This is a genomic window from Ruminococcus sp., from assembly GCF_024684275.1.
In genome coordinates, this window is the sequence record NZ_JAIKXF010000049.1 from 1 (window position 1) to 12,059 (window position 12,059).

The window sequence follows — 12,059 nt, forward strand, 5'->3', positions numbered from 1 at the left end:
TACTATATGTTCAACAAGCCGCAGGGCTGCGTGACTGCGCGGTCAGACGCTGTACATAAGACAGTCATGGACTGCTTTCCCCCTGAGCTTGCAGAAAAGCTTCACCCAGTAGGCAGACTCGACAAGGACACCTGCGGACTGCTGATACTCACCGACGACGGCGATCTTGACTTTAAAATAATGCAGCCTGACCGCCATATCAGCAAGACCTATTTTTTCTACGCTGTCGGTACTATGACCGATGAGAAGATTTCACTTCTCGAAAACGGCATACCAATGGCAGGTTTTACAACTAAAGAAGCTTTATTCTCTTTCGGCAGGAAGTACCGTATCAGCGAGCTTGAAGGCTTCATGCCCGCACATCGCCGTGAACGCTATATGAAAAATCCGAATGGTGCGGCATTTTCTGCTTTTATTACCATATGTGAGGGCAAAAAGCATCAGGTAAAGCGTATGCTTGAAGCTGTTGGCTGCCGGATATTCTACCTTCGCCGTGACAAAATAGGAGCACTGCCGCTTGACAACTCTCTCAGGCAGGGCGAATACCGTCAGCTGACCGAAGATGAAGTCATTTTGCTGAAACAACACCTTTGATATGTGATTCTTTGCAGTAATAGTCACCTTCACCACTGATAAATTTCCTGTAGTCTATTCTTTTCGGTATACTCGGAGAGTCTGACGAAAACGACATACACCATACGAACAGCGGAACGTGTCCCATGCTGCCGTCACTGTGAACTCCGATAACATAGCCTGTTTTCCACTTTTCTTTCGGCAGATCGCCGAAACGGAACTCAGTTTCCTCATAAAACTGTCTGCAAAGCTCCTCAGAGTCGAAATACAGCCATACCTTTTCCTCTTCTGATAAAATTTCCCTGATAGTACGCATAGATATGCACTCCTTTGAAAATATTCCACAAGAGTACAAAAGCGATCCCATCGTCACGACAGGATCGCTGTTTTACATTACACTATCCCATCGTTCAAGCTTTAGCACCTTACATATATGCAGGTTGCTGTACGGTCTCAGGGCTTGTCCCTCACGTACTCTTTATGGTACTTTTATAATAGCATCTTTTTCAGCCAATGTCAATAGCCTTATCAAAAAAATATTTGCTCAGCTGCAAATCTCCGGAGTTGACAGCCATGAGAGAATATGATAAGATTATACTGTTGATCTAAGTTAAAGGAGAATTTCCAGTGATATTATTAACTGCTCAGAATATATCAAAAACCTACATGGAACGAAAGGTCCTTGATGATGTATCATTCTTTCTGAACGAGGGCGACAAGGTCGGTATCATCGGCATAAACGGCACGGGCAAGTCCACCCTGCTGAAAATACTTGCAGGTGCAGAGGAAGCCGACGGCGGCGACATAATCAGAACAAACGGCATAAGAATATCCTATCTTCCGCAGATACCCGAATTCGGCGACAGCGGCAGCGTTCTTGAACAAGTACTGCTGCACCTTCCAAACGACCTGCGTCAGGCTAAGGAATACGAGGCAAAATCAATACTCGAAAAGCTTGGCATCTCAGACCAGCAGCGTGATATAAGCACCCTTTCGGGCGGCGAAAAACGCCGTGCAGGCATTGCTGCCGCACTGATACAGCCCAGCGATGTTCTCCTCCTTGACGAGCCTACCAACCATATCGATAACGAAACAGCGCAGCTTCTTGAGGAACTGCTTATGAAATACCGCGGTGCTATTGTCATGGTCACTCACGATCGTTACTTCCTCAATAAGATATGCAGCAAAATAGTTGAGATAGACCGCGGAAAGCTCTATGTATGCGAGGGCAGCTACAGCGACTACCTTATGCAAAAGGCTCAGCGCGAGGCTGACGCAGAGGCTGCCGAGCGCAAGAACCGCAGCCTATACCGCAGAGAGCTCGAATGGATAAGCTGCGGTGCAAGGGCAAGAGGCACCAAATCAAAGGACAGGATAGAGCGCTTTGAGGCGCTGAAAAACCGCGAAGTCCCTGTGGCAGCGGAAAAGGTGCAGCTCCAGTCAGTATCGTCAAGACTTGGCAGAAAGACCATCGAAATTGAAAATATCAGCAAGAATATCAACGGAAAGCCCCTTATCACCGACTTTTCCTATATAGTTTCCCGTGACGCAAGAATAGGGATCGTCGGACGAAACGGCGAGGGCAAGAGTACCTTTCTGAAAATGCTCCACGGGGACATCGCTCCCGACTCGGGAAGCATCATACTCGGAGATACCGTCAATATCGGATACTTCTCTCAGGAATGTGAATCTATGGATCCCTCAATGCGAGTTATCGAGTACATAAGGGAAACCGCTGACATCGTCCGCACTCCCGACGGAACAGTTACCGCATCGCAGATGCTGGAGAGATTCCTGTTCACCCCGGAACTCCAGTGGAACCGTATCGAAAAGCTCTCAGGCGGTGAGCGAAAGCGGCTTTATCTCTTGAAAATACTTATGACTGCGCCAAATATCCTGCTTTTAGACGAGCCTACCAACGACCTTGACATAGCAACCCTTACTATATTGGAGGACTATCTGGAAAGCTTCAGCGGAGCTGTTATTGCGGTGTCACACGACAGATACTTCCTTGATAAAACGGCAAATGAGATATTTGAATTCAAAAACGGTATCTGCACCAGATTCAACGGAAATTACTCGGATTACGCAGAAAAAGTCAAGGAAATGTATACTGATGAAGCTCCAAAGCCCAAAAAGGAAAACGCAAAAAAGGAGCGTGTTTTCGTCGGTAAAAAGAAGCTCCGATTCTCATTCAAGGAACAGCGTGAATTCGAGACTATAGATGACGATATAGCTTCTCTTGAATCGCAGATAGCTGCTGCCGAAAAGGATATTGCTGCCAATTCCTCTGACTATGTAAAGCTTCAGGAGCTCTCGGACCAAAAGAGCGCACTCGAAACCGAGCTTGCCGAAAAAATGGAGCGCTGGGTGTACCTCAATGATCTTGCAGAACGTATAGAACGCGGTGAAACGGAATAAAAACAGAAACAGGCATAAAGCTAAGCTTTATGCCTGTTTCTGTTTTTATTCTGACTTGCTCTTGTCGGTACAGGAAATTTCCTTGAACTCGGCAAATCCATTGGTATTATAGGTCACGACCGAGCATTCAAGAGAATACGGCTTGTACTCCTCCTTGCCGAAGTATTTCAGTATCTCTGAGAAATCTATCTCACTGTCAAAGTTGCAGACCTCATCGGTCTTAACGGCGTTCTCCTTCGGATAAAGCCATATAAACCTGTCAGTCTCTATCTCTTCGGGGAGGTCCTCATTTTTATCAATGTAATACTCCTTGCCGCCTATTTCGACCAGCTTCATTTCATCAGGACCGGAGAGCCACCTTAATCTTTCATCTTCGTCTGCTCCGTCCTCGATAATGAATCTTACCGAATCGCTGCCGTTTCTGAACTCTGCATCAATAGTTGTTTTTACGCTTCCTTTTGTTACGTATTCTGAGCATGAATCTGCTTTGACAGTTCCCGAATACTTCAGGCTGAGCTCATCAAGATTCTCCACATTCTGAAAGCTTGACAGCTCGTAATAGTTTTTATCGTTCCACTGAGTACTGAATGTTCCGTCACTGCATACTGCCGACTTTATCTCTCCTGCTGTATCATCTCTGCTGACCGCATTGAATTCTGCTCCGCCTATGATCTCAGAGAAGTCATCTGCAAAATATACTCGCTCCTTCTCGGGCTCAGGAATCTGTTTTGTCTTTCCCAGAACAAACTTCGTAAGTGCAACAAGATCGCTGATATTCAGCTTGCAGTCGCCGTTCACGTCCTGATAGAAGTTCACATTGTAATCCTCGGTATTGAGGAGCAATCTTCTTACTGCGACAACATCGTATATATCGACTTTATTGTCTCTGTTTATGTCACCGATAACAGCGTGTTCCTTCTTTGCAAGTTTATCCTTGATATCACAGGCGTCGCCTATATAAAGATCATCAACGAAGAAGTCAACAGGCTCTGAGGGGATTATGCGAATCACCTCGTTTGCAAACAGATTATTGCTTAGCAAGAACCGCAGATCATCTATATCTGTCCATATTCCCGAGGGTATCGTTCTGGAATATAAATCTTTTCTAAAGCTTCCATTTTCGCCATTGTTTGCTATCTGAAAAGTAAACCTGACGTTTTTGCCGCCGTTATGATAGAGCTTCATGCCTGCAAGGAGCTCCTTACTGCTGAAATCATAAGGATCAATATTATACTCAAAGGCGCGTTCAGCATTTTTTTCGCCGGATACCAGCAAAGAGCGCTGGCCGCCGAAGTAATGATCCGTATCATATGAAGCCTCGGTCTTTGTAAACGGCGCTCTGACCTTCTCGTTTTCGGTCTCAAAGTCTATGTACTCTTTTCTGCCTTCCTCATCTGTGGGGAGCGGCTCATGCCTTGTATGTGCAAACTGTGGTCCGAAATTGTTCGTTTCTGTTATATTTTTATTTATCTCAATCGAGTTTACTTTAGCACTGCCGGAGCTTCTATAGCACTGTACACTGAAGCCTGCATCGTACATCAATCCAAGCTTTAAACCTGCGTCCTGCCATGCCTTCAAGTGATCTGCCAAGTTGATAGTATTCTTTATATTGCAGACGCCGTCAATCTTTTCCGCAAGATTTTCACGCGCAACGCTATAATAAATATATGTAGTAGGATTATTACCAAAACAGCTCATCTGATATCTGATGCCCTTATAGATATCATAGGTCATGCCGTTGGATTCGTATGAACCGAGGAAATCATCTGTATTAGGACGCCAGCTGCCCCAGCTGTCTACAATGTAATATTCATAAGTAGAATTGTCATCTTCCATCCAGCCATAAATGCCCGAAAAGGCATTTTGATCATTATAGTCAATATCCTCGTCATACGTAACTGTATATTCCTTTAACTGAGAAGCATAGACGGATCTTCTTTCAAATAATTCGCCTTTCAGCGCAAATGCATCCTCAATGCGGTCCCAGCTAAAGGTAAAGCCATTGTTTTCAGTGTTTTCGTAATCGAAATCTCCCGCATAGTTCTGATTCCATAATTCATAGTAATATCCGTCTACAGTATTACTCTCCATAAAATCAGCCGCATACACCTGAGCTGACGGTATCACTGACGGAAGACTTACTGCACTAAGCATACAAAGTCCTGCTGTCAGAGCTGATAATGTTTTTGTGATCCATTTGCGCATAATGATTCCTCCTCACTGAAACCTCATATTGGCAGAATAACTGCCTAAAATAAAACCAAACATATAAAAAGCGGATATTACATATCCTGTGTAAATAATATCATCTATTTCAACACAAGTCAATTCATTTATTGCTGTATTTCAGGCTTCGCCAAGCTTTTTCAGAGTATCTGAAAGTATCTCTTTTCTAAGGTCGGTGAGCCACCCTGAAAAAGCCGCCGCATCAAATGCATAGACCTTGTTCAGCTCACGCTCATTTTCAGACCACGTATCCAGCGGAGACTCATTATGCTGAATAAGCGCCTCTAATTTATCAATAGCCTTAAAGAGCTTTGCTTCCGCAGTTTTCTGCTCATTCATCTCCTTGAAAAGTGCTGTGAACCTCTCGGAAACATCAGCAGGAAGTGACCTCACCCACTCATCAAGGAGCTGATCTTCCTTTGTGCGGTCAGAATCTGTTTTCACAAAGGTGGGAATATCACCTGTGAAGCACTCTCCTAAATCATGGATCACGCACATTTCCATGACCTTGTCTGTATCCGTGTCGGGAAACTCATTTCTCAGCAGAACAGCCATAACAGCCATTCGCCAGCTGTGCTCCGCAACGCTCTCTGTTCGTCTCTTTGACGTTGTGCAGTGCCGCGGCGTATCCTTCAAGCGCTCAGCCACATGAAGTATTTCAAGGTATTCTTTTGGGTTCATATAAGCTCTCCTTTTCGATTTTTATCATGAATGTATTCATTAATATCTGCTCAACAACTAAAAATGAGCTTGACACAAGGGAATTTGACGCGCAAGGGAATGGGGCTAAATTTCCCATATTATAGAGAATTTGCGCTCCCCGAAGGTCGTTCTGGGCAATAACCGCCTAACGGCAGTTATTGAAGAAACATTTATTAATAATAACATATAAATCTAAAAATAGCAATGATCGCGGCAAAAAAGTGGTGCAGATAATTATTTAAACACGAAAAAACATAAACTTCACGTATACATAAGCCATAAAAAGCTGCCATCGCAATTTACAAATAGTACAAAAAAGCAAAAGTTGACAAAAATGTATAACATGATAGCAAGAAAATACTTGTTAATGCCTATTATAATGTTATAATAAAAGCATAAAGATATATTTTGGGGGACTACTAAATTTACGTTCTTAATTGCTGCAACAAAAATTTTTGCAGACAAAAACAAAGGAGTGATTTTAGTGAAAAAGTCCGAAATCAAAAGGATCATCAGCGGCGCTGTTTCAGCTGTGATGATCGCAGCCAGCGTCCCGACAGTCGTATCTGCTGCCGACCAGCAGACAAGAGGCAATATAGGCGGCTATGACTACGAGATGTGGAATCAGAACGGACAGGGACAGGTCTCAATGAATCCGGGCGCAGGTTCTTTCTCCTGCTCATGGAGCAACATTGAAAACTTCCTTGCACGTATGGGTAAAAACTACGACAGTCAGAAGAAGAATTACAAGGCTTTCGGCGACATCACACTTTCATATGATGTTGAGTACACACCAAGAGGCAACTCGTATATGTGCGTTTACGGCTGGACGAGGAATCCGCTCATGGAGTACTACATTGTTGAAGGCTGGGGTGACTGGCGTCCACCGGGAAATGACGGTGAGAGAAAGGGTACCGTAACTCTCGACGGTCACACCTATGACATTGCAAAGACAATGCGATACAATCAGCCCTCTCTCGACGGAACCGCCACTTTCCCACAGTACTGGAGCATTCGTCAGCAGAGCGGCTCAGCTAACAACCAGACCAACTACATGAAGGGCACAATAAGCGTATCAAAGCACTTTGATGCGTGGTCACAGGCAGGTCTCGATATGAGCGGTACTCTTTATGAGGTTTCCCTTAATATTGAGGGCTATCGTTCAAACGGTTCCGCTAATGTAAAGAGCATTTCATTCGATTCATCACCAAATCCACAGTCAAACACCAACACCAATACAGGCGGAAACGTCGGTCAGCAGCAAGGCGGCTTCGATATGGGAGGCGGTCAACAGCAGGGCGGCTTTGATATGGGCAACTTCGATTGGAGCCAGTTCGGCGGCGGTCAGCAGCAAGGCGGCTTCGACATGGGAGGCGGCCAGCAGCAGGGCGGCTTTGATATGGGCAACTTCGATTGGAGCCAGTTCGGCGGCGGTCAGCAGCAGGGCGGCAACAATACTAATACTCAGCAGCCCAACACTAATACTAATACAAATACCAACACTACTACACAGAGTACAGGTACTATAAAAATCATGCCTATAGGTGACTCCATAACATTTGGTATGGGCGATACAGGCGGATACAGAAAGTTCCTCTACAACAGCCTTAAAAAGAAGGGCTACAGCGTAGATATGGTAGGTCCTGAGGGCACTAACAGCACCACCACAAACGGTCTGACCTACGATGACAACCACGCAGGCTACAGCGGATTCCAGATAAAGCAGCGTGCAAGCTGGGGCAACGACAGCAGCTTATACGAAAAGCTTAAGGAAAAGAATGCGGTCAAGCAGGCTCAGCCTGATATAGTTCTCCTTATCATCGGCACAAACGATATGAACGCTAACCGCTCCACAAGCGACTGTGAAAAGGATCTCCGCGATCTTCTGGATTATATCCTCGCTGATATGCCATCAGGCGGTATGCTCTTCCTCGGCACTATCCCTGAGCTCAGCGGCGGTATGTTCGGCGGCGGTGACAAGTCCCCTCAGATAGCAAGCTACAACGCAGCTATCAAGAAGGTAGCCGAAGAATACAAGAGCAGCGGCAAGCACGTTACCTTTGCAGACGTTCACGGCTGCCTCAACGGTACAGCTGACCTCGGCGACGGAATCCACCCTAACGCTGAGGGCTATGAAAAGATAGGCAATCTCTTCTCAGGTCTTATCGACGAGTACGAAAAGGCTTCTGCACCGGCAGTAACCACAACCACCACCACAACTACTAAAGCAACAACTACAACTACCAAAGCAACAACTACTACAACAGCTACAACAACTATTACAGCTCCTGCACTCAAGGCAACAAAGGCAGGCGACGCAAACTGCGACGGCGAAGTAGATATGTCCGATGTGGTTCTTGTAATGCAGGCTCTTGCTAACCCGAATAAATATGCCATAGGCGGCTCTGACGCAAAGGCTATCACCCCACAGGGCGAGGTCAACGCAGACGTCGACAAGGCTTCCGAGGGACTTACACCAAGCGACGCATTAACTATCCAGAAGTTCCTTCTCGGCATGATAAAAAGCTTATAAGACATAATTTACCATTTACCGAAACAGAGCCATGACAATATGTCATGGCTCTGTTTCTTTGTTTATTCCGTATGCTCAAGTAATTCGGCAAGCGCCCTCTCAAAGTCAATATCCTGCTGAGCAATTCTCTTATGCTGTCCTTTTGTGCGTCCGCCGCTGCGGCGTATTTTTGCCGAGACTGCGCGGAATTCAAGCAGTCCCGGGATATTCTCCTCGGTATACTGCCTGCCGTTCTGATCAAGGACAACAGCTCTCCTGCTGAGGCACATCGCAGCCAGACCGTAGTCCTGAGTTATTGCGATGTCTCCTGTACTTACAAGGTTCACAAGGCGGAAATCCGCACTGTCTGCGCCCTTGTCAACGATTATGGTATCGGCTCCGTCACGCTGTATGGAATGAGCCGTATCGCAGATAATCGTACACTTCACACCATACTTTTTCGCCGTGCGGACTGCTATATCCACTACCGGACAGCCGTCAGCGTCAATAAATATCCTCATATCTGTCTCTCCCATTCAACAAACATAAAAGCAGCCCCGGGGCTGCCTTTATTAATGCATATCACGAACAAGCTTTTATTTTTTCCTGTTCCTTTTTAGCGAGATTCCTCTTACGGATCTCCTTTGATTCAACGATGGATTTAGGTCCGTCCTCAAGGAACTCATGACCACTTTCAGTTACTATCATTCTGATATCGGGCTGCATTTTTACAGGTATGCCAAGCTCAGCACACTTGTCAACTATGTCCTTGATCCACTCATACTTGAGCGGAGGATAGCCTGTACCTACCAGACCGCCGATTATTACCCATGAATGCTCCTTGCCGAAGTTCTTTACCAGCTCGTCAAGATGAACAGGCTCTATGTATTCAAGCACAGGCTGATATACAACGCAGGCTGTTACCTGATGATCCTTAGTCTTTTCGATAAGCTGAGGAATACGGCTTGTATACTCATTCTTGTCCACTGTACAGGAAATAACGACATTGCGTATATCTTCGTCCTTTGAGATATTTTTGAGGTCAATACCGCCGGGGCACTTTGTTACAAGCTGGAATGTATCAACGCACTTATTTTTTCTGCGCTTTATATTGTTAGCAGCGATTATCTGCTCAATGACATTTTGCTGCCACTCAGGCTTCCAGCAGCCGAAATCTGACATATAAGTGAGGAACCAGTCAATGGGGCTCTCGTTCTCTACGTTGAAAAGCTCGGGAACATCGTTGCCGTCCTCGTCCTTTGTCATCTTATAAAATCCGCGGAATACAGGCTTTTTGTAATTATCAGTGATCTCAAAATGCTTCACGACATTTTTGGTATAGCAGTACTTGCAGTCAACAGGACAGCCAACAACAGGAGAATAAACCTTGGTATTCAGGTTTGTATCATAGTTTATATCCCTAAGGATACGCTTGAGAGCCAGCTGATGACCGTCATAATAAGCGTGGACCTTGCGTATCTGATCAAGGAACTCCTTGTTCATATTTTTGTATTCTTCAAGCTCCTCCCTAACGGGGTGCATAGCTATCTTCAGCTTCATAAAGTCAAAGCCTCTGAAATTGCATATAAGCGTATTCAAAAGCCTGTTTACGACCTCGGGCTTTTCAAGCATTGTGATAATGCCCGCTGACAGTGCGTCGGTGTAGTAGTCTTCGATTTTCAGCATAAAACATCTTCCCTCTCATTTTCCTTTTTTATTTAGCGTTTGAAAACGGCTTTTGGAAATATCTCATTGATTTTAATGCTGAATCGTAAAGTGCGACTGTTGAAAGAATCATTATTAAGCCCCCCGTTCGATGTGGTCCCTTTTCAGTTCCCTTTTGTACTTATAGTACGTATTATTAGAAAGCCCGATCTGTTTGATACACTCCTTATCGGAAAGCTTGCCCTCAAAATCCTTGCTTAGCTTGATTATAAGAGGCTTAACAGCCTTGCTTTTCTTTGTTTCATGAACAGCGCCCTTAATAGTACCGATCTGCTTGCCGCTGCTGCGTGCAGCTTCGATCCCCTCACTGGTACGCCTGCTCAGTTCCTTTATTTTCTTTTCCGACTGAGCATAAGCTTTGTATATATCCTGTTCGATCTTATTCATTATGAAATGATCAACAGCAGACATCACTCCCTTTAAAAGGGTATTTGCAGCCTGCTCCTCAGGAGATAATGAAAGGGAGATGATCCCGTTCAGTGCCTCTCTGTAGGACTCAGTATCCAGATGACGTTCCCCGATAAACACAAGCTTTATTTTTTTACATACAAGCTTTTTGTACATATCAAACGCCTCAGCTGCATTGCTTCCAATTTTACTTATGCTGTCAAATACGACAACATCGTTTTTGTCAAGCCTGCGGAAAAGGTTTTCCCATTCATTACGTTTCACAGCTGTTCCCGAACACGTTTCTTTAATGATCTCGGCTTTTGGAAAAGCCTCTTTAATATTTTTAATCTGTCGATCCATCGACTGTTTTTTGGTGCTTATACAACAATAGCCATATACCATACTCTCACCCTTTCATGGAATTAATGAGATATAAAGATATATCACGATCCTGTTTTCTATATTTATTTAGATGTTTAATATGATCCATTCAAAACAAAAACGTTTTGTTGGTTGATGGATATGCAGGCAAAAAAAGGCCGCCTGCTTGTTATATCAAATATAACGTATGAAATTTGATATATTTATTATACCATACCATTTCCGAAAAGTCAATAATTTTGATAGAAAAATAAAAAACGTCATATTTAATATAAAAAATCCCCCAGTGATTTATTTATCATGCAACATCAATAAACGCCAATGGCTGTCATAATACAGAGCTCTAAACGTATTTATTGCAATTTTCAGGCTTATATGATACAATATTATAAATGGGAAGGCTTGTTTTGGGTATGGTACTCTATATTATTGACTGAAAGCTCCTCTGCAAAAGCAAAGGAGCTTATTATATATTTTATGTGACACTACGGCACTCTCTCTTGAATGTTATTATTGAAAGCACGTTTTCCATGGAGCACTTTCAGAAAGGAGGAGATCTATGACAGGCAAAGAATACTCCGTACTATACAAAAAATCACGTGATAAAGCATACGACGCACTATTTGAAGAATACTGCAATTACGTTTACGCTATCGTTTACAACAGACTGAGAGGCATCGCTTCACGCGAGGACATTGAGGAATGCGTCAGCGACGTTTTCGCAGATGTTTTCTTCGGATATTCACCCGAGCTGGCAGTCAAAGAGGATATGAGAGGCTATATCGGCACAGTTGCAAAGCGGCGCGCCATAAACGCTTTTCACAATCTTACCTCAAGGCAGAAGCATTTCTCGGGAAGCTCTGCCGAGGAGCTTGTTACTATAAGCTCCGATAAGAATATTGAAGCCGATTCAGACAGCGCCGAGACGCGCAGCATACTTCTGAGCAAGATAAACGAGCTTGGCGAGCCTGATTCTACGATCATACTCCAGAAATACTATTATGAACGCTCCTCGGCAGAAATAGCGGAAATGCTGTCAATGAAAGCTTCGGCTGTACGAATGCGAGCCGCAAGAGCTCTGGAAAAGCTGAGAAAAAAACTGGCAAACACGGGGATCACACTGTAAAAA

Annotated in this window: 10 protein-coding genes and 1 riboswitch; of the genes, 4 read left to right on the plus strand and 6 right to left on the minus strand. The window is 44.4% G+C overall.

The genetic code is table 11. The features are described from left to right. Window positions 1–594, plus strand: a 594-nt coding sequence (locus K5677_RS05005; RefSeq protein ID WP_296725408.1) for a pseudouridine synthase, incomplete at its 5' end; no start/stop codon positions are given. On the opposite strand, the gene K5677_RS05010 is transcribed toward K5677_RS05005, so the two are convergent. Then, a complete protein-coding gene (locus tag K5677_RS05010; protein ID WP_296725411.1) occupies window positions 569–889 on the minus strand; it encodes a hypothetical protein in 321 nt (106 codons plus the stop codon). The two genes, K5677_RS05005 and K5677_RS05010, sit on opposite strands and share 26 nt — an antisense overlap. Window positions 890–973: 84 nt before the next feature. Next, window positions 974–1,060: riboswitch (SAM riboswitch) on the minus strand. 140 nt (window positions 1,061–1,200) lie between these two features. On the opposite strand from K5677_RS05010, the gene K5677_RS05015 reads away from it, so the two are divergent. Further along, the gene (locus K5677_RS05015; protein ID WP_296725414.1) at window positions 1,201–2,994 is read left to right on the plus strand and encodes an ABC-F family ATP-binding cassette domain-containing protein; all 1,794 of its coding nucleotides are present in this window, start codon (window positions 1,201–1,203) and stop codon (window positions 2,992–2,994) included. A 45-nt stretch (window positions 2,995–3,039) separates the two neighbouring features. Here K5677_RS05015 and K5677_RS05020 read toward each other — a convergent pair whose 3' ends face one another. Together K5677_RS05020 and K5677_RS05025 are read right to left on the minus strand one after the other, a co-directional pair. Further along, complete coding sequence (locus K5677_RS05020) at window positions 3,040–5,199, minus strand: glycoside hydrolase family 11 protein (RefSeq protein WP_296725417.1); 2,160 nt, start codon at window positions 5,197–5,199, stop codon at window positions 3,040–3,042. Between the two features lie 141 nt (window positions 5,200–5,340). Further along, on the minus strand, window positions 5,341–5,901 hold the full coding sequence (locus K5677_RS05025; protein WP_296725419.1) for an HD domain-containing protein: 561 nt from the start codon (window positions 5,899–5,901) through the stop codon (window positions 5,341–5,343). A 505-nt stretch (window positions 5,902–6,406) separates the two neighbouring features. On the opposite strand from K5677_RS05025, the gene K5677_RS05030 reads away from it, so the two are divergent. Further along, on the plus strand, window positions 6,407–8,455 hold the full coding sequence (locus K5677_RS05030) for a glycoside hydrolase family 11 protein (protein WP_296725421.1): 2,049 nt from the start codon (window positions 6,407–6,409) through the stop codon (window positions 8,453–8,455). A gap of 62 nt (window positions 8,456–8,517) precedes the next feature. On the opposite strand, the gene K5677_RS05035 is transcribed toward K5677_RS05030, so the two are convergent. The 3 genes from K5677_RS05035 to K5677_RS05045 all read right to left on the minus strand — a co-directional run bounded on the left by K5677_RS05035 (window position 8,518) and on the right by K5677_RS05045 (window position 10,951). Further along, on the minus strand, window positions 8,518–8,955 hold the full coding sequence (locus K5677_RS05035) for a YaiI/YqxD family protein (protein ID WP_296725424.1): 438 nt from the start codon (window positions 8,953–8,955) through the stop codon (window positions 8,518–8,520). Between the two features lie 61 nt (window positions 8,956–9,016). Further along, the gene (locus tag K5677_RS05040) at window positions 9,017–10,120 is read right to left on the minus strand and encodes a DUF5131 family protein (protein WP_296725427.1); all 1,104 of its coding nucleotides are present in this window, start codon (window positions 10,118–10,120) and stop codon (window positions 9,017–9,019) included. A 114-nt stretch (window positions 10,121–10,234) separates the two neighbouring features. After that, the gene (locus tag K5677_RS05045; protein ID WP_296725428.1) at window positions 10,235–10,951 is read right to left on the minus strand and encodes a recombinase family protein; all 717 of its coding nucleotides are present in this window, start codon (window positions 10,949–10,951) and stop codon (window positions 10,235–10,237) included. Window positions 10,952–11,489: 538 nt separating this feature from the next. Here K5677_RS05045 and K5677_RS05050 point away from each other — a divergent pair. Continuing rightward, window positions 11,490–12,056, plus strand: coding sequence for a sigma-70 family RNA polymerase sigma factor (locus tag K5677_RS05050; protein ID WP_296725430.1), 567 nt, complete (start codon window positions 11,490–11,492; stop codon window positions 12,054–12,056). Window positions 12,057–12,059 lie beyond the last annotated feature (3 nt).

Excerpts from the sequence above, each read along its gene's own strand:
- K5677_RS05045 (WP_296725428.1), bottom strand. The coding sequence starts at position 10,951 with ATGGTATATGGCTATTGTTGTATAAGCACCAAAAAACAGTCGATGGAT.
- K5677_RS05020 (WP_296725417.1), bottom strand. The coding sequence starts at position 5,199 with ATGCGCAAATGGATCACAAAAACATTATCAGCTCTGACAGCAGGACTT.
- K5677_RS05040 (WP_296725427.1), bottom strand. The coding sequence starts at position 10,120 with ATGCTGAAAATCGAAGACTACTACACCGACGCACTGTCAGCGGGCATT.
- K5677_RS05025 (WP_296725419.1), bottom strand. The coding sequence starts at position 5,901 with ATGAACCCAAAAGAATACCTTGAAATACTTCATGTGGCTGAGCGCTTG.
- K5677_RS05010 (WP_296725411.1), bottom strand. The coding sequence starts at position 889 with ATGCGTACTATCAGGGAAATTTTATCAGAAGAGGAAAAGGTATGGCTG.
- K5677_RS05035 (WP_296725424.1), bottom strand. The coding sequence starts at position 8,955 with ATGAGGATATTTATTGACGCTGACGGCTGTCCGGTAGTGGATATAGCA.
- K5677_RS05050 (WP_296725430.1), top strand. The coding sequence starts at position 11,490 with ATGACAGGCAAAGAATACTCCGTACTATACAAAAAATCACGTGATAAA.